The organism is Comamonas koreensis, assembly GCF_021026195.1.
Classification (GTDB): domain Bacteria; phylum Pseudomonadota; class Gammaproteobacteria; order Burkholderiales; family Burkholderiaceae_C; genus Comamonas; species Comamonas koreensis.
Genome location: NZ_JAJNCT010000029.1, coordinates 1 through 17953, shown reverse-complemented (window position 1 = coordinate 17953; position 17953 = coordinate 1). Strand labels below are relative to the sequence as shown.

General features: G+C 63.9%; 13 protein-coding genes and 1 tRNA gene. 10 read left to right on the top strand and 4 right to left on the bottom strand.

Going from position 1 to position 17953, the window contains the following annotated elements:
• Window positions 1–12 precede the first annotated feature (12 nt).
• From LPW39_RS20375 to LPW39_RS20360, 4 genes are all read left to right on the top strand, one after another.
• Entirely contained in the window at window positions 13–3258 is a 3246-nt protein-coding gene (locus LPW39_RS20375) for an efflux RND transporter permease subunit (RefSeq protein WP_230779371.1), read from the top strand.
• A 27-nt stretch (window positions 3259–3285) separates the two neighbouring features.
• Complete coding sequence (locus LPW39_RS20370) at window positions 3286–4788, top strand: efflux transporter outer membrane subunit (protein WP_230779368.1); 1503 nt, start codon at window positions 3286–3288, stop codon at window positions 4786–4788.
• 163 nt (window positions 4789–4951) lie between these two features.
• Window positions 4952–5028: transfer RNA gene (locus tag LPW39_RS20365), tRNA-Pro, on the top strand.
• Between the two features lie 153 nt (window positions 5029–5181).
• Window positions 5182–6003, top strand: a complete 822-nt coding sequence (locus LPW39_RS20360) for a DUF1624 domain-containing protein (RefSeq protein ID WP_230779365.1) — start codon at window positions 5182–5184, stop codon at window positions 6001–6003.
• A 22-nt stretch (window positions 6004–6025) separates the two neighbouring features.
• Here the strand turns inward: LPW39_RS20360 and LPW39_RS20355 are convergent, their stop codons facing one another.
• On the bottom strand, window positions 6026–7057 hold the full coding sequence (locus LPW39_RS20355) for a site-specific integrase (RefSeq protein WP_407928887.1): 1032 nt from the start codon (window positions 7055–7057) through the stop codon (window positions 6026–6028).
• Between the two features lie 193 nt (window positions 7058–7250).
• Here LPW39_RS20355 and LPW39_RS20350 point away from each other — a divergent pair, with 193 nt between their 5' ends.
• Window positions 7251–8339 carry a DNA-binding protein gene (locus tag LPW39_RS20350; RefSeq protein WP_230779363.1) on the top strand — a complete coding sequence of 363 codons (1089 nt, stop codon included), beginning with the start codon at window positions 7251–7253 and terminating at the stop codon, window positions 8337–8339.
• Window positions 8340–8373: 34 nt separating this feature from the next.
• On the opposite strand, the gene LPW39_RS20345 is transcribed toward LPW39_RS20350, so the two are convergent.
• Window positions 8374–8820, bottom strand: coding sequence for a ribonuclease HI family protein (locus LPW39_RS20345; protein ID WP_230779360.1), 447 nt, complete (start codon window positions 8818–8820; stop codon window positions 8374–8376).
• Window positions 8821–9042: 222 nt separating this feature from the next.
• Between LPW39_RS20345 and LPW39_RS20340 the strand changes: the two genes are divergently transcribed.
• From LPW39_RS20340 to phnX, 5 genes are all read left to right on the top strand, one after another.
• The gene (locus LPW39_RS20340) at window positions 9043–10077 is read left to right on the top strand and encodes a putative 2-aminoethylphosphonate ABC transporter substrate-binding protein (protein WP_230779358.1); all 1035 of its coding nucleotides are present in this window, start codon (window positions 9043–9045) and stop codon (window positions 10075–10077) included.
• 101 nt (window positions 10078–10178) lie between these two features.
• Window positions 10179–11309, top strand: coding sequence for a putative 2-aminoethylphosphonate ABC transporter ATP-binding protein (locus LPW39_RS20335; RefSeq protein ID WP_407928890.1), 1131 nt, complete (start codon window positions 10179–10181; stop codon window positions 11307–11309).
• Window positions 11310–11390: 81 nt separating this feature from the next.
• Complete coding sequence (locus LPW39_RS20330; RefSeq protein WP_230779356.1) at window positions 11391–13112, top strand: putative 2-aminoethylphosphonate ABC transporter permease subunit; 1722 nt, start codon at window positions 11391–11393, stop codon at window positions 13110–13112.
• A 33-nt stretch (window positions 13113–13145) separates the two neighbouring features.
• Window positions 13146–14279 carry a TIGR03364 family FAD-dependent oxidoreductase gene (locus tag LPW39_RS20325; RefSeq protein WP_230779354.1) on the top strand — a complete coding sequence of 378 codons (1134 nt, stop codon included), beginning with the start codon at window positions 13146–13148 and terminating at the stop codon, window positions 14277–14279.
• Window positions 14280–14363: 84 nt separating this feature from the next.
• Window positions 14364–15200: a phosphonoacetaldehyde hydrolase gene (gene phnX, locus LPW39_RS20320; RefSeq protein ID WP_230779352.1), complete on the top strand. Its 837-nt coding sequence runs from the start codon at window positions 14364–14366 to the stop codon at window positions 15198–15200.
• A gap of 99 nt (window positions 15201–15299) precedes the next feature.
• On the opposite strand, the gene ggt is transcribed toward phnX, so the two are convergent.
• Together ggt and LPW39_RS23640 are read right to left on the bottom strand one after the other, a co-directional pair.
• Window positions 15300–17300, bottom strand: coding sequence for a gamma-glutamyltransferase (ggt, locus tag LPW39_RS20315; RefSeq protein ID WP_230779350.1), 2001 nt, complete (start codon window positions 17298–17300; stop codon window positions 15300–15302).
• Window positions 17301–17713: 413 nt separating this feature from the next.
• A complete protein-coding gene (locus tag LPW39_RS23640) occupies window positions 17714–17872 on the bottom strand; it encodes a hypothetical protein (protein ID WP_407928889.1) in 159 nt (52 codons plus the stop codon).
• Window positions 17873–17953: the final 81 nt, after the last annotated feature.

Genomic DNA, 17953 nt, shown 5'->3' with positions numbered 1-17953 from the left:
AAAGCCAAGCGTATGAATTTATCCCGATTTTTCATCGACCGCCCGATATTTGCGGGTGTGCTGTCGCTGCTGATCTTTCTGGCAGGGCTGATCGCCATGCGGGCCTTGCCCATCTCGGAGTACCCCGAGGTGGTGCCACCCTCGGTGGTGGTGCGTGCCCAGTACCCCGGCGCCAACCCCAAGGTGATCGCCGAAACCGTGGCCACGCCCCTCGAAGAGTCCATCAACGGTGTCGAAGGCATGCTCTATATGGGCAGCCAGGCCACCACCGATGGCGTGATGACCCTGACCGTGACCTTCAAGTTGGGCACCGACCCGGACAAGGCGCAGCAGCTGGTGCAGAACCGCGTCTCGCAGGCCGAGCCGCGCCTGCCCGAAGAAGTGCGGCGCCTGGGCGTGACCACGGTCAAGAGTTCGCCGGACATCACCATGGTCGTCCATATGGTCTCACCCAATGGCCGCTATGACATCGACTACCTGCGCAACTACGCCGTGCTCAACGTCAAGGACCGCCTCGCGCGCATCCAGGGCGTAGGCCAGGTGCAGATCTTTGGCGGTGGCGATTACTCGATGCGTGCCTGGCTGGACCCACAAAAGGTCGCCCAACGCGGCCTGTCGGCCAGCGATGTGGTGGCCGCCATCCGTGGCCAGAACGTGCAAGCCGCTGCCGGCGTGGTCGGTGCATCGCCGGGTCTGCCTGGCGTGGATACCCAGTTGTCGATCAATGCCCAAGGCCGCTTGTCCAGCACCGAGGAGTTTGGCGACATCATCGTCAAGACCGGCTCGGATGGTGCGGTGACGCGCCTGCGTGACATTGCCCGCCTGGAGCTGGGCGCGGCTGATTATTCGCTGCGCTCGCTGCTGAACAACGAAGCTGCGGTGGGTATGGGCGTGTTCCAGGCCCCGGGCTCCAACGCGCTGGAGATCTCGGAAAACGTGCGCAACACCATGGCCGAGCTGCAAAAGAACATGCCAGAAGGCGTGGAGTTCCGCATTGCCTATGACCCGACCCAGTTTGTGCGGGCGTCGATCGACTCGGTGATCCACACCTTGCTTGAAGCCATCGCGCTGGTCGTGATCGTCGTGATTCTGTTTCTGCAGACCTGGCGCGCGTCGATCATTCCGCTGCTGGCGGTGCCGGTGTCGGTGGTGGGTACCTTTGCGGTGCTGCATCTGCTGGGCTTCTCCATCAATGCGCTCAGCCTGTTCGGGCTGGTGCTGGCCATCGGTATCGTCGTCGATGATGCAATCGTCGTGGTCGAGAACGTGGAGCGGAACATTGAAGCCGGGCTGAGCCCGCGCGAGGCCACCTACCAGGCCATGCGTGAGGTCTCGGGCCCCATCATTGCGATTGCACTGGTGCTGGTTGCCGTGTTTGTGCCGCTGGCCTTTATCAGCGGTCTGACGGGCCAGTTCTACAAGCAGTTTGCGGTGACGATTGCCATCTCCACGGTGATCTCGGCCATCAACTCGCTGACCCTGTCGCCCGCACTTGCTGCATTGCTGCTCAAGGGCCATGACGAACCCAAGGATGCGCTGACCCGTGGCATGGACCGCGTGCTGGGCGGCTTCTTCCGCCGCTTCAATGCCGTGTTCCACCGTGGCTCGGAAGCCTACAGTGGCGGCGTGCGCCGCGTGATTGGCCACAAGGCCGGCATGTTTGTGGTCTACCTGGCGCTGGTCGGCGCCACCTGGGGCCTGTTCCATATGGTGCCCGGCGGTTTTGTGCCAGCGCAGGACAAGCAGTACCTGGTGGGCTTTGCCCAGCTGCCCGATGGTGCGACCCTGGACCGCACCGAGGACGTGATCAAGCGCATGGGCGATATCGTCAAGGAGAACCCCAATGTGCAGGATGCCATCGCCTTCCCCGGCCTGTCGATCAATGGCTTCACCAACAGCTCGAACTCCGGCATCGTGTTCGTCTCGCTCAAGCCCTTTGCCGAGCGGACCCGCGCCGACCAGAGCGGTGGCGCTGTGGCGGGCCAACTGAACCAGGCCTTTGGCCAGATCCAGGACGCCTTTATCGCCATGTTCCCGCCACCACCGGTGTCGGGCCTGGGCACCACAGGCGGCTTCAAGCTGCAGATTGAAGACCGGGGCTCGCTCGGCTACGAGGCGATGGATGGCGCGGTCAAGGCCTTCATGGCCAAGGCTTACCAGACGCCGGAGCTGGCTGGCATCTTCTCGAGCTGGCAGGTCAATGTGCCGCAGCTCTACGCCGATATCGACCGCACCAAGGCGCGCCAGCTGGGTGTGCCGGTGACCGATATTTTCGAGACCCTGCAGATCTATCTGGGCAGCCTGTACGCCAATGACTTCAACAAGTTTGGCCGCACCTACAGTGTGCGGGTGCAGGCGGATGCGGGCTTCCGTGCCCGTGCTGAAGACGTGGGGGCCTTGAAGGTGCGCTCGACCACCGGTGAGATGGTGCCGCTGTCCGCGCTGATGAAGCTCGAACCCAGCTTTGGCCCAGAGCGTGCGATGCGCTACAACGGCTTCCTGTCGGCCGACGTCAATGGTGGCCCAGCCCCTGGTTTCTCGTCGGGCCAAGCCCGCGAAGCGGTGGAGCGCATTGCTCGCGAGACCTTGCCTCAGGGCATTGGCTTTGAATGGACGGAGCTGACCTACCAGGAAATCCTGGCGGGCAACTCGGCGGCGCTGGTCTTCCCGCTCGCGATTTTGCTGGTGTTCCTGGTGCTGGCTGCGCAGTATGAAAGCCTGACCCTGCCGTTGGCCATTGTGCTGATTGTGCCGATGGGCCTGCTGGCGGCGATGACCGGGGTCTGGCTCTCGCATGGCGACAACAATGTCTTCACCCAGATTGGCTTGGTGGTGCTGGTGGGGCTATCGGCGAAGAACGCCATCCTGATTGTGGAGTTTGCCCGTGAGCTGGAATTTGCCGGACGCACGCCGATCCAGGCCGCGATCGAGGCCAGCCGCCTGCGTCTGCGCCCCATCCTGATGACCTCGATGGCCTTCATCATGGGTGTGCTGCCGCTGGTGCTGTCCAAGGGTGCCGGCGCAGAAATGCGCAGCGCCATGGGGATCGCCGTGTTCGCCGGGATGATTGGTGTGACCGCCTTCGGTCTGTTCCTGACCCCCGTGTTCTATGTGCTGCTGCGCAAGCTGGCAGGCAACCGCCCGCTCAAGCAACACGGCGCCCATGTGGCCCCGATCACGGCGCCGGTGCCCGCACCTGTGCATGGCGCAGGCTCTGCCCAACCCATCTTGGCCGCGGCTCGCGGACATGACGAATAAGAGAAGAACAACATGCAAGAAACGACGATGTCTTTCAACGCCCAACCCGGCCAGGCGCCCCTGGGCCTGCGCCGATTGCTGGCACCGCTGCGCTTGAAACTGCTCACACCGCTGGCTGCGGCCCTGCTGTTGGCCGGTTGCGCTACCGCGCTGCCACCGCCGGTGCAAAACGCTGGCGTGCCGGTGCCAGCCGCCTTCAGCACGCCGCAGGACCAGGCCTCCTGGACCACGGCCGCCCCGGCCGAGGCCCAGCCCCGTGGCGCCTGGTGGCTCGCTTTTGGCGATGCCGAGCTGACCCGCCTGGTTGAGCGCGCGGCCGATGCCAATACCGATGTGCAGACGGCGGCCGCCCGCCTGGCAGAGGCCCGGGCGCTGCTGCGCTCGGCCGATGCCCAGCGCATGCCGCAGGTCGGTGTCTCTGGCGGAGCGGCGCGCCAGGCTGGAGCCAACACCAGCAACGGGCTCCAGCCCGCGACCTTGGTGACGGCCGGGCTCAACCTGTCTTACGAGGTGGACCTGTTTGGCCGCCTGTCGCAGGCCAGCCAGGCTGCACAACTGGATGCCGAGGCACGCGCCGCCTTGCTGCAAAGCACGCGGCTGATGGTGCAGTCCGATGTAGCGCAGACCTATCTGCAGCTGCGTGCGCTGCAAACCGAGCAGCAGTTGGTGCAGCAAAGCCTGTCCGCCTACCGCGACACCTTGCGCCTGATCCAGCGCCGCTTTGACGCCGGCGATGCCGCCGAGCTGGAAGTGGTGCGCATGCAAAGCGAGGTCTCCGCCACCGAATCCGAGGCCCTGGCCTTGGAACGCCAGCAAGCCACTTTGAGCAATGCGCTGGCGGTGCTGGTCGGCGAGGTGGCCACCGGCTTTAAGCTGCCCGCCGCCCAGGGCGAGGTGCGTCTGCCGGTGATCCCGGCCGGCGTTCCCGGCACCGTGCTGGCCCGCCGGCCCGATGTGTCTGCCGCGCAAGCCAGCGTGCTGGCGGCCCAGGCCCGCGTGGGTGTGGCGCAGGCAGCCTGGTTCCCGGCCATCACCCTGACCGGCAATGGCGGCTTTGCATCGCCCGACCTGGGCGACCTGTTCAAATGGTCGGCCCGCTCCTGGGGCCTGGGCGCGCTGCTGTCGCTGCCGCTGTTTGACGGCGGCCAGCGCGAAGCGCAGGAAGAGGGCGCCAAAGCCAGACTGGAAGCGGCAGTGGCCGCCCAACGCGGCCAGGTGCTGGGCGCCTTCCGCGAAGTGGAAGACCAGCTGAGCAGCCTGCGCCTGCTGCAAGGCCAGGCCACCGTGCTGGGCCAGGCCGTGCAGTCCGCCGAGCGGGCCACCCACCTCTCCGATGTGCGCTACCGCAACGGCCTGGTCAGCCAGCTGGAGCTGCTGGACGCCCGCCGCAACGAGCTGCGCAACCGCCGCCAGGCGCTGCAGGTACGCACCGCCCAGTACACCGCCACGATTGCGCTGATTCGTGCACTGGGCGGCAGCTGGGAGAGTGCGCCGGTGGCGGCCAGCGCAGAGCCGAAAGCAGCAGGTTAATTGACGGCCACCCCAGGCCCAATCAGGCGCGGTGGACAGCGGCGCGCCTGAAGCCTGTGGTGCAAATCGCACGGCCTGGAACCCGGTCTGTGCAGCGGAATAGAAAGACCCGTTCTGATTCTTCCAAACGCAGTCCAAAACCGGGTTACAATAGATGCTTAGTCGGAGCGTAGCGCAGCCTGGTAGCGCATCTGCTTTGGGAGCAGAGGGTCGTGAGTTCGAATCCCACCGCTCCGACCATTATTTAAAAGCCTGTCGCATGTGAGTGCGACAGGCTTTTTCATATCTTGCGCCTGTTAAAAAAACAGATGGCTGGATTGCTGCTTGCCAACAACGCCGGGCAGCGGCCACCGCGCAGCTGTGGCACGATAGCGCAGCCCCCGTGTTTGATCTATGCCTACCCAGTTCCACCCTGTCACCTACGCCGATTCAGAGCCCCGCGCGCCGCGCGATCGCTGGGACCGTCTGGATGTGCTGCGGGGTCTGGCCATGGTCTGGATGACCGCTTTTCACTTCTGCTTTGATCTCAGCTACCTGCAGCTCTGGCGCCAGGATTTCTACCACAACCCCGTCTGGACCTGGCAGCGCACTGCCATCGTCAGCCTGTTCCTGCTATGCGCTGGTTTGGCGCAAGCCGCTGCCCACAGCAAGCAAACCAGCGCTGCACGGTTTTGCAAGCGCTGGGCGCAGGTGGCGGGTTGTGCGCTGCTGGTCAGCGCGGGCTCCTATCTGGTGTTTCCCAACAGCTATATCTACTTTGGCGTGCTGCATGGCATGGCGGTGATGCTGCTGCTGTTGCGGCTGATGCAGGGCTGTAATGACCGCGTGCTGTTTTCCATAGCGGTGCTTTGCCTGCTCGCGCCAGGCCTCTACCAATATGTTGCGAGCGGCTTGCCCGCCTCGTTGGTAGAACTTCTCAATACCAAGCCCTTCAGCCCCCTGGGGTTGGTAACGCGCAAGCCCGCCACCGAGGATTTTGTGCCGCTCCTGCCTTGGTTGGGCGTCATGCTGCTGGGCTTTCAGGTGGGCCGCCAGCAAATCGCCAAGTCAGGCGCCTGGCTGCCAGCTTATTTGGCCCAGCCTGCACAAAACGCACTGAGCCGTGGCCTCGCTTGGTTGGGCCGCCACAGCCTGCCTTATTACATGCTGCACCAGCTGGTGCTGATGGGCAGCTTAATGCTGCTCGTCTTGCTGCTGCCCACGGCGCTGGATTGATCTCCAAGCCAGCGCTGCCAGCTCATTCCTCCTGCGGATCATCCAGCAGGCGCGCAGCCTTGTTGGCCAACGGCGCCTCAGCGCGGAAATAGCCCAGCACCGTTGCCGCACTTTGGTGGCCGGTCATCGCCATCGTGTCGGCCAAGGCCATGTTCTGCCGGCCGGCCTCGGTCACAAAGCCCGAGCGCAGTGAGTGCGCAGAAAAATCCCCCTCGACCCCCGCCAGCGCACAGCGTTCCTTGACGATGTTGTTGACCGACAGAGCGCTCAAAGCGGCATCGCCCACCTGGCCGTTCTTGAAAATGCGCCGAAATATGGCGCCTTCGCGAATGCCCGAGGCTTCCAGCCACTGGGACAGTGCCGCACCAGCCACACCCACCACGGGCTTGAAGTTCTCTGGCCGGGCTGAACCGCTCTGGTTGGTTTTGGATAGGCGCAGGTCATAGAGGTACTGGCCTGGGCCCATGGTTTGCAACCATTCCATGCGCGCATCTGCCACCTCGGATCTCCGCCGCCCACCGCTGGCCCAGGCAAACAACAGCAAGGCGCGGTCGCGCCGGCCTTTCAAGCTGTCATCGCAGGTGGCCAGCAACTGCTCCAGCAAGGGGCGGGTGAGGGCGGCCTTTTTTTGCTCCAGCATGCCCCGGCGCGCATAGGCCTTGCGCAGGTGCGACAGCGCCTCGCGCACTTCCGAGCTGTGGCAGGGGTTGGGCAGGGCCTGGTGGCTGTGCGCCTTGGAGAGCACGGCAATCCGGTGCACCAGGGTGGAATGCGCCAGTGGCCCCAGCTTTCCCTTGAAGCCTTGCTGCACCAGCTGCGCATCCAGCGCGGGCGGCAGGCCCGACTGCGCGCCCTGTGCGGTCAGGTGCTCGCCATGGTCCGCCACAAACTGCAGCACCACATTAGGCGGCAAGGGCAGGGCGATGGCTTGGCCATAGCGCAGCCAGTACCAGGCCGCCCAGTAGCGCAGCGCACTTTGGTAGCTGCTGGTGGTGTTTTCAGAAGCAGCCTCCAGCCGCAGTGCGCGCAAAGCATCCTCGGCCGACGTGGACAACAGCTCTGGCTGCAGTGGCGCGGCTCCGGGAAGCGCAGCAGGCAGCAAATCCGTATCTAAAGGCGCAGAAAGTGGAATGTAAGACTTCATATTGATTAAATATTACATGCTATGTATGATATATTACATACAACAAGGAGATTACTTGCGATAACAATCTCTTATCGATGGTAATCGGAAAAGGGTTCAAAAAATGGAAATTTCGCGTGCCACGCGCAGCGTGCAAAAAGAAGATGTCTGGCAAGCGGCCGATGCGCTGCTGCTGGAGGGCAAAAGGCCCACGATTGAGCGGGTGCGCCAAAAGATTGGCCGGGGCTCGCCCAATACCGTGAGCCCCATGCTGGAAGCCTGGTTTGCCACCCTGGGCCCGCGCCTGGGTGCGGGAGCAGGGGGAAACGCCATGGCCGGCGACGCCAATAGCGCCGCTGGTAACGGCTTGCCGCCCCTGCTGGTACAGGCGCTGCAGCAGGTTTGGGAGCAGGTGCAAGCGCAAGCGACCCAAGTAGCGGATGCACTGCTGGAGCCCGTGCGCGAGGACCTGCAGGCGCAGCAGCAGGCGCTGGAAGACGCCCAGCAAGCGCTGGAGCAGGAGCGCGCCCTGATGGCCCAGCAGCGTGCCACCACCGAGCAGGCGCTGGCGGTGGCCCATGCCCAGATCAAGATGCAAAGCGGGCGCCTGGCCGACCTGGAGCAGGCCGGCCGGCAAAAAGACCAGTTCGCCGCCACCCAGCAGCAGCGCCTGCAGGCGCTGGAGCAGGAGCTGTTTGCCAACCGCAAGGCCCGTGATGAGGCGGACATGGCCCATGCCGAGCAGTTGCGCGAGCTGCAGCACAGCACCCAGCTGCAGCAGCACCGGGCGCTGCAGGACCTGGACCGTGCACGCCAGGACACCAAGCAGGCCATGGCCGCCCAACGCGCGGAGCAGGAAAAGCTGGCCAAGCTGGAAGCGCAATGGCAGCAGGACAAGCAAGCGCTGCAGGAGCAACGCGAGCAGCAAACCGTGCAGCTGCAGCAGGCTCAAACCGAGGTGCAGCAGCTGCTACACCGCCTGCAGACTGCAGAAGTGGCGCATGCGCAAGCTCTGGCCCTGCAAGCCCACCGCCATGAGAGCGAGTTAGCCCAGTGCAAGCTGGAATGGGCACAAAGCGCGGGCAGGGGAGGGGATGCTGTCGCGGCTGCCGACCCGGCGGCAGGCAGCAGCCGCCGACCTATGCGCAGCACGCAACCGGCGGCGCGGCCTTTGCGCAAGCTGCCCGGCTCGCGCCTGCGGGGCAAGAACTAAGGGGTCTGCGCTGCGCGGGCAGACGCGGTCTTGATCAGACGGTGCTGACTAGCGGCGATGTATCCACCGCATCAGCGCCCGGCACGGCGTCACCCCGCGCCAAGGCATCGGCAATGGTGTTCTTGTGGCGTGGTACCCAGCGCACCTCCAACTGCGCAAAACCGGCACGCAGCGCGCGGGCCTGTTCATACAGTGCAGCCAGGCGGGCAATCGGTTTGGCGGCGGGTTCTGCCATTTGCGCAGCCAGAATGCTGCTGTCGGTGTGCAGCAGCACCTCGCGTGCTCCCATGCCTTGCAGCCAGGTAAGGGCGTGGATGGCCGCCACCGCCTCGGCCTCGTTGTTGCAGCCGGTATGGGGCAGCGCCTGGCTGAACTGATGGCTGGCTCCATCGGGTGCATAGGCGATGCCGCCAATGCGCATGCGTCCGGGGTTGGGCAGGGCGCTGCCGTCGATATAGGCGATCCAGGTGGCTGATGACATGGGACCCAGCATAAAGTGGCGGCCAATCCAGCGTCCCGCCAGCGGGAATGCTGCGCTCGCCATCGCGCATCAACAGCCCCGTGTAGCGCCTGCGATACAGTCAAAATTGATCGTCAATACGACGACAGAATGTGTCATCCAAGATTCGTGAATCCGCCACGCGCTTGTCATAAATGGTCCAGATACTCTCCCGATCCCATTAACCCGGCGAGAGAGTTTGCAATGAAGAATTGGAAGAAGCTGGTGGCTGCAGCCGCCGCCATGGTGGCCGCAGGCCTGGTGCATGCCCAGAAAACGGAACTGACGGTCTACACGGCACTCGAGATGGACCAGCTCAAGGCTTATGAGACGGCGTTCAACAAGAACCACCCCAACATCGCGCTGAAGTGGGTGCGTGACTCCACCGGTGTCATCACCGCCAAGCTGCTGGCAGAAAAGGCCAACCCCAAGGCCGACGTGATCATGGGCGTGGCCGCATCGAGCCTGGCGATCTTCGACAAGAACGACATGCTGCAAGCCTATGCGCCCAAGGGCCTGGAGGCGATCACCGCCAAGTACCGCGACAGCAAGAACCCACCCCACTGGGTGGGTATGGACGTGTTTGGCGCCACCATCTGCTTCAACACGGTGGAAGCGAAGAAGCGCAACATCCCCATGCCCACCAGCTGGCAAGACCTGACCAAGCCCGAGTTCAAGGGCCAGGTGGTGATGCCCAACCCCGCATCCAGCGGCACGGGTTACTTTGACGTAGCCGCCTGGCTGCAGCTGTTTGGCGACGACAACGGCAACGGTGGCGGCTGGAAGTACATGGATGCCCTGCACGAGAACATTGCGCAGTACACCCACTCGGGCTCCAAGCCTTGCAACATGGCCGCCCAAGGCGAATACGTGGCCGGTATCTCGTTCGAGTACCGCGCACACGCCAACAAGGCCAAGGGCGCACCGATCGAGCTGGTGTTCCCCAAGGAAGGCCTGGGCTGGGATCTGGAAGGCATCAGCATCTACAAGGGCACCAAGCACGCCGACGCTGCACAAAAGCTGGTGGACTGGGCCATGAGCAAGGAAGCCATGGAGCTGTACGGCAAGAACTTCGCCGTGACCGCCATGCCTGGCGTGGCCCCCAAGCTGGCCAATATTCCTGCCGACTACGAGTCGCGCCTGATTCCTCTGGACTTCTCCAAGATGGCTGACAGCCGCGAGCGCGTGCTGGCCGAATGGACCAAGCGTTACGACGCCAAGAGCGAGGCCAAGAAGTGAGTGACAGGGAGACAGCGCGTTTGCCAGCAGCGCAGGGCCAGGCGGCGCAGCCCGTAGCCGTGCGCGATACCTCGTATGCGTTCGAGTCCGCCGAGCCGGGCTTGCGCAAAGGCGACGAAGAGGGCGGCGCGCCCTTTTTGGAGATCCGCCATCTGCACAAGTCCTACGGCAGCTTTACCGCGTTGCGGTCGATCCACCTGCAGATTCGCCGTGGCGAGCTGGTGTGCTTTCTGGGCCCTTCGGGCTGCGGCAAGACCACCTTGCTGCGCGCGATTGCGGGGCTGGAGGCCCAGACCAGCGGTGAGATCTGGCAGGACGGCAAGAACATCTCGGCCTTGCCCGCTTCGCAGCGGGACTATGGGATCGTCTTCCAGTCGTATGCGCTGTTTCCCAATCTGACGGTGGCTGACAACGTCGCCTATGGCCTGGTCAGCCAGCGCCAACCCAAGGCCCTGGTGGCCCAGAAGGTGCAAAGCCTGCTGGATACCGTGGGCCTGTCGGTCAGTGGCGGCAAGTACCCGGCCCAACTGTCGGGTGGCCAACAGCAGCGCGTGGCCCTGGCCCGTGCGCTGGCCATGTCGCCCGGGCTGCTGCTGCTCGATGAACCGCTGTCGGCCCTGGATGCGACCGTGCGCGTGCACCTGCGCAACGAGATCCGTGCGCTGCAGCAGCGCCTGTATGTCACCACCATCATGGTCACGCATGACCAGGAGGAGGCGATGGCCATGGCCGACCGCGTGGTGGTGATGAACCATGGCGTGGTCGAGCAGGTGGGCACGCCCCGCGACATCTACCAACGCCCCGCCACCCCGTTTGTGGCGGAATTCATCGGCAAGGCCAACAAGCTGCAGGCGCTGGCCGCCGGCAATGGCGGCATCACGCTGGCGGGCCACAAGCTGTACTGCCCGCAGGCGCCGCGCCTTGCCCCGGGCCAAAGCCTGCATGTCTATCTGCGGCCCGAAGACTGCAGCGTGCATGACTGTACCGCCATGCCTCCTGTTGCCAGCGCGCCCGCGCCCAATGGCTCGCCGGTGCTGACGGGCGTGGTGGAGCAGCTGGAGTTTCTCGGTGCGGTCTGCATTGTCCACGTGGATGTGCAGCGCCTGCCCGAGCGCCATGTGCAGCTGCAGCTGAGCCCTGCGCAATGCCTGCAGCTCGATATCCAGACGGGCCGCTGGTTGCAGTTCTCCATCCATGCGCAGCAGCTGAAGATCTTTGCCCAGGCCGCCTGAGCGCTCCCCCGGCCCCGGCAAGCGCCGGGGCCGGGGCCGCTTGCGGCCATGCCCCAGACCCTGGGGACCTACGACACCACTATGACCTTATCCGTTTCAGCGCCTGCAGCGCTTCCCCGCCACACCGGCCTGCGCGCAGCGCCCACTGACCGTATCGCGCAACTGGCGCTGGTTGCCATCACGGCGCTGTTGTTGATGGGGCTGCTGGCACCGCTGGCTGCCTTGCTGGGCCAGGCCTTTGCGCCCACCTCGGGCGAAGAGGGCTCGGCCTTCATGCGCTTTGTCCGCTATTTCCAGTCGCCCGCGCTGCTGGGCAGTCTCTGGAACAGCCTCTGGGTTTCGCTTGTGGTCACCGCCGTGGTCATCCCGCTGGCCTTTGGCTTTGCCTATGCCATTACCCGCTCGGGCATCCGCGCCAAGGGTCTGCTGCGCAGCATCAGCCTGCTGCCTTTGTTGGCACCCTCGCTGCTGTCCGCCATCTCGCTGATCTACTGGTTTGGCAACCAGGGCGTGCTCAAGTCCGTCCTCAATGGCCTGGGTTTTGACACCATTTACGGCGCGCCCGGCATTGTGCTGGCCCAGTGCTTTGCGACCTTTCCGCATGCGCTGATGATTCTGATCACCGCACTTGCGCTGGGTGACCAGCGCCTGTACGAGGCCGCCACTGCGCTCGGGGCCAGCCGCACGCGCCAGTTCTTCACCGTCACCTTGCCGGCGGCGCGCTATGGCGTGGTCTCGGCCGCATTGGTGGTGTTTACCTTGGTGATCACCGATTTCGGCATCCCCAAGGTGATCGGCGGCAATTTCAACATGCTGGCCACCGATGTGTTCAAGCTGGTGATCGGCCAGCAGGATTTCCAGCGCGGTGCCGTCGTGGCCTTGCTGCTGTTGCTGCCGGCTGTCATCACCTATGCGATTGACCGCCAGGTGCAGAAAAAACAGACCGCCGTGCTGACCGCCCGCGCCGTGGTGCTGCAGCCCAGCCGCCATGCCGCGACCGACCGTTTTTGCAGCCTGCTGTGCTGGGCGCTGGCCGCGCTGATGCTGGCCATGTTTGGCATGGCCATCTTTGCCTCGCTGGTGCAGTTCTGGCCTTACCAGCTGGGCCTGACCCTGAGCCACTACACCAGTGGTCTGGTCGATGCCGGCGTCGATACCGCTGTCTTCAACAGCCTGACCATGGCCGCCAGCGCCGCCGTAGCGGGGCCTATCGTGGTCTTCATGGGCGCCTACCTGCTGGAAAAAACCAAGGGCATGCCCGCGCTGCGCCCGGTGCTGCGCATGCTGGCCATGCTGCCCATGGCCGTGCCCGGCCTGGTGCTGGGCCTGGGCTACATCTTCTTTTTCAACGCGCCCGGCAACCCGCTGAACTTTCTGTACCAGACCATGCCCTTGATGGTGCTGTGCACGGTGATGCACTACTACACCACCGGCCATATGACCCTGGTGACAGCGCTCAAGTCGATCGATGGCGAGTTTGAATCGGTCAGCGCCTCACTCAAGGTACCGTTCTACCGCACCTTGTGGAAGGTGACCCTGCCCATGTGCCTGCCGGCCTTGCTGGAGGTGTCGCGCTACTTCTTTGTGGCGGCGATGACCACGATCTCGGCCGTCGTCTTCCTCTACTCACCAGAGACCCGGCTGGGCGCCGTTGCCATCCTGAACCTGGACGAGGCCGGCGACATGGCCGCCGCCGCCGCGATGGCCGTGATGATTGCCGCGATCAGCTGCGTGGTGACCGTGCTCTACCAGGCGCTGGGCTGGTGGCTGAACAAGCGCACGCAGGCATGGCGGCAGCGTTGATCGAAGGTGGATATAGGACAAGGAAAGACAGGAATGACGGTAGGAAGCACAAGTTTTGATGTGATCGTGGTGGGCGCTGGCATTGTCGGCCTGGCCCATGCCTATGAAGCGGCACGCCGGGGCCTGAAGGTTTGCGTGGTGGACCGCGATGCCGCCTGCGTGAGCGCCTCGATCCGCAATTTCGGCTTTGTGACGGTGACCGGCCAGGGGGCAGGGGACACCTGGCGCCGCGCCCGCCATGCGCGCGACGTCTGGGCCGAGCTTGCCCCGAAGGCCGGCATTGCCGTGCAGCACCAGGGCCTGAACCTGGTGGCCACGCGCGACAAGGCGCTGGATGTGCTGCAGGCCTTTATGCAGACCGACATGGCCCAGAGCGTGAACTGCGCCCTGTGGACGGCCGAAGAAGCTGCCCGCCATGCGCCCGAGCTGCGGCTGGACCAGGCAAAGGGAGTGTTGCACAGCCCCATTGACCTGCGTGTTGAATCACGCGACGCGATTGCCCAGCTGACCCGCTGGCTGGCCGAGCAGATGCAGGTGACGTTCCGCTTTGGCGAAGCCGTACTGGAAGTGGCCACGCCCAAGGTCCTGACGGCCAATGGCCAACTGCATGCCGAGCGGGTGGTGGTCTGCACCAATGCCGATATCTATGGCCTTTACAGCGCACTATTTGCCAAGCATCAGGTGCAGCTGTGCCAGCTGCAGATGCTGCGCGTGCAGCCAGCTGGCGATCTGCGCCTGAACGCATCGGTGATGGGCGACCTGAGCCTGGTGCGCTACCACGGCTACAGCAAGCTGCCCGAGGCGCAGGCCTTGCTGGAGCAGTTACAGCAGGAAGAGGGCGAAAGCCTTGCCCAAGGCATCCACCTGATTGTGGTGCAGAGCGCCGACGGCAGCCTGGTGGTGGGCGATTCGCACCACTACGGCGCCTCCGTCAAACCGTTTGCGCAGGACGATGTAGATGCGCTGATGCTGCGCCACATGCGCGAGGCCTTGAACATTGGCGACTACCGCGTGACCGAGCGTTGGGTGGGCATCTACCCATCAGCCCCGCAGACGGACTGCTTTATCGAGGCACCGGATGCCGCCACCCGCGTGGCCATCGTCACCAGCGGCACGGGGGCCAGCACCGGTTTTGGCGTGGCCCATGACACCTTTGCCAATTGGTAAAGGCGCGCAGGCCTCAAGAACGACCCATCTTCTATATAGATATACCCCAAATGGCCCTGGCCGGGCCAGCGGGCAGAGGACAACATGACGAATTTTCACAACCCGCAACGCGTACAAGCCGTTGTTTTTGACTGGGCCGGCACCATTGTCGACTTTGGCTCACGTGCCCCCATGGGCGCCTTTGTGCAGCTGTTCAAGGATTTCGGCATCGAGATCAGCATCGCCCAGGCCCGGGGCCCGATGGGTTCAGCCAAATGGGACCATATTGCGGCGCTCTGCCAACTGCCCGAAGTGGCAGCACAGTGGGAGAGCCGCTATGGCAAGCCGGTCGCCAACAGCGATATCGACCATCTCTACGAGGTGTTCACGCCGATGAACGCCCGCGTGGTCGGTGACTTTGCCGATTTCATCCCGGGTGCGCTGGAAGTGGTCAACCGCCTGCGCCTCGACGGTGTCAAGATCGGCAGCACCACCGGCTACAACCGCCCGATCATGGATGTGCTCGAACCCATCGCGGCCCGCGCCGGCTATGCGCCCGACAACATCGTCTGCGCCGGCGACCTGACCGCTGGCCGCCCCAGCCCTTTGATGATGTACCGCTGCTTTGCCGACCTGGGCATCTGGCCAGCCTCGACCGTGGTCAAGGTAGACGACACCGGCGTCGGCATTGCCGAAGGCCTGAACGCCGGTTGCTGGACGGTCGGTGTGGCAGTCAGCGGCAATGCCAATGGCCTGTCCTTGCCCGAGTGGCAGGCGCTGAGCTCGGATGAGCAAGCAGACATCCGCAGTACCGCCAGCGAACAGCTGCGCAGCGCCGGCGCCCATTATGTGATCGACAGCGTGGCGGATCTTCTGCCGGTGATCGAGCAGATCAACCAGCACCTGCAGCGCCAGGAGCTGCCTGCCCAAGCTGCTGCTTGATGCGATAAGCGATAAAGCCCGAGCAGGGCGCTGAGCACAAAAAAAGCCGCTGCAGGCATCGACCTGCAGCGGCTTTTTGATGTTGCTGAAACCCGAGGCTTACTTGGCCTTGTAGGTATCGCCCAGCACCACACCTTCACGGCGTGGATCGGCGCCACCGCTCAGGCGGGCTTCGCCGGCCGCATTGGCGGTGCGGATAACGGTGCCCACGCCGCTGGATTGCGCATTGACCGACACGGTGTGGCCCATGGCGCGCAGTGCCAGCACCAGCGGATCGTTGTCACCGCCGTTGGTGGCGTTGATGTTGGGGTGCTCACCGCCCAGGTTGGTGGTGCGGCTGTTGGAGGCGCCAAAGTTCACCAGGTTGGTGGCTTGCTGGGCATCCAGGCCCCAGTCCAGCGCGCCGACCAGGGTCTTGGTCACGAACTGGATGATGGTGGCACCGCCGGGCGAGCCCGTGGCCATCTTGAACGCGCCGGGTTGGCCATCAGCCGTGGCGTCAAACACCAGCGTAGGCGCCATCGAGCTGCGAGGGCGCTTGCCCGCTTCCACCTTGTTGGCGATCGGCAGACCATCGGCCGACACCGGGGCCGCAGAGAAATCGGTCAGCTGGTTGTTCAGGATAAAGCCCTGGGTCATGTGGTAGGAGCCCATGCCTGCTTCCACCGTCGTGGTCATGCTGACCACGTTGCCCTTGCCATCGACGATGGTCATGTGCGTGGTGCCGGCTTCGGTCACCTTGCCCACGCCCAGACGGGTGTTGCCAAACTGGCCGGCGCTGGCAGTGCCCATGCTCTGCGTGGGCGAGATCAGCGCCGCGCGCGACTTCAGGTAGCTCTTGTCCAGCAAGGTGCTGTACAGCGGGCCGGGCAGGGGGGTGAAGTCGGTGTCGGCCACATACATGTCGCGGTCGGCATAGGCCATGCGCTCGGCTTCGCTCACCAGGTGCACGCCCATGGCAGTCGGCTTGCCGCCTTCCAGATCCAGCGCGGTGGGCTTGTGGGGGGCCAGGTCAAAGTTCTCCAGCACGCCCATGGCCTGCGCCACGGCAATACCACCGGACGAGGGCGGTGGCATGCCGCAGATCACGTACTTGGCGCGGTAGGTGGTGCAGACTGCATCACGCTTTTTGGCCTGGTAACCCGCCAGGTCGGCCATCGTGGTCACGCCGGGGGTGATGGGCGCGCCGGTGGTCACGTTCTGGGTCACGGCGATCTTGTCGACAATGCCTTGAGCCACCGATCCGGTGTAGAAAGCATCGGCACCGCCAGTCGCCATCTTCGTCAACGTTGCGGCATAGGCAGGGTTCTTGAAGGTTTCACCCAGGCCCTTGGTCGAGCCGTCCGCGTTGAAATAAATGGCCAGCGCATCGGCATCCGCCTGCAGCGCGGTCTTGGCACCGGCCAAAGCATCCGACATACGGCCGCTGATCTTGAAGCCATTGGTGGCCAGGTCGATACCCGGCTGGATCAGGTCCTTCCAGGGCTTGGCGCCGTGGTCCTTGTGGGCCAGGTCCAGCATGCGCACAGCGCCGGGCGTGCCGATGGAGCGGCCGCTGGCACGGGCGCTGGGCAGCGGCGTGGTCTGGGTGCCGCTGTCGATATAGCGCAGGTAATCAGGCGTCGCGGCCGCAGGGGCGGTTTCGCGGCCGTCATAAGCCGTCACTTTTTTAGTCGCTGCATCGTAGTACAGCATGAAGGCGCCGCCACCAATACCGCTGGACTGGGGCTCCACCAGACCCAGCACCATCTGCACGGCTACCGCTGCATCGACGGCAGAGCCGCCGGACTTCAGCACTTCACAACCGGCCTTGGAAGCCAGAGGATTGGCCGTCACCACCATGTACTTGTGGCCTTCGACCACTTTCTTGCCGGTGCGGTAGCCCGAAGCCAGCTCAGGGAACGAAGGATCGCCAGGCAGGCCAGAACCCACCACCACCGAACCATCCGACGTGCCAGCCTCGCAAGCCGTGCTCACCAGATCGTCCTGGTCGTTATGGCTGGAGCCGCCGCAAGCGGTCATCGTCAGCGCGACGATGGCGGCCAACGCGGCCATGCTGTAGCGCGCCGGCACGGCACCCAGCGATTTTTCGTTTTTCATATAACTATTCCTTGGATCGAATGACAGGAAATTGTCTTAGTAAAACGAATCATCGAGAGGCTGGATAAGCCGTGGTTAACCCTTGATTTGGCAACAAAGTGACTGCCTTGCCAAGTGGCAGGGCAGGTTTGAGGTCCTCTGTTCGGCGAGAGGTACAGGCTAGGTAGAAATACGACTTAACATAATATACATCGTATCAATTAGCTAAGTACTGGTGAGGAGCCATCGTGGCTACAAACCGTGCCTCCTAGCTTGGACCGGCGCAGCCTCTGTCTCTCAGCGCTCCAGCCGTATGTCAGCGCCCGACTTGTCATCCTTGACCAGCACCCAGCGGTAGCCTGCCGGCGCCACCGGTGGCTGCGCCGCTTGCAGAATAGCATTGTTCCCGTTCAAGCAGACAATTTTGATAGCCTCTATTCAGGCCAAACCAGTGTGGACTCCGAGATCGTTGCGACCCGACCAAGCTGCCAGGGCCGATTCATCTGTCCGTGCCCGAATGGTGCGCCACCGAAGATTGGGATGTTTAGCGGATTCAGGTGTTCGGCGAATATTTCTTCAAGGGTGTGAAGCACGCCCTGGGCTTCCCCCAGTTTCCCGGACACTTTGCCTAGCCCTTTAAACGTTGCCGCTCCTCGAATTGAACCGGGCTAAGG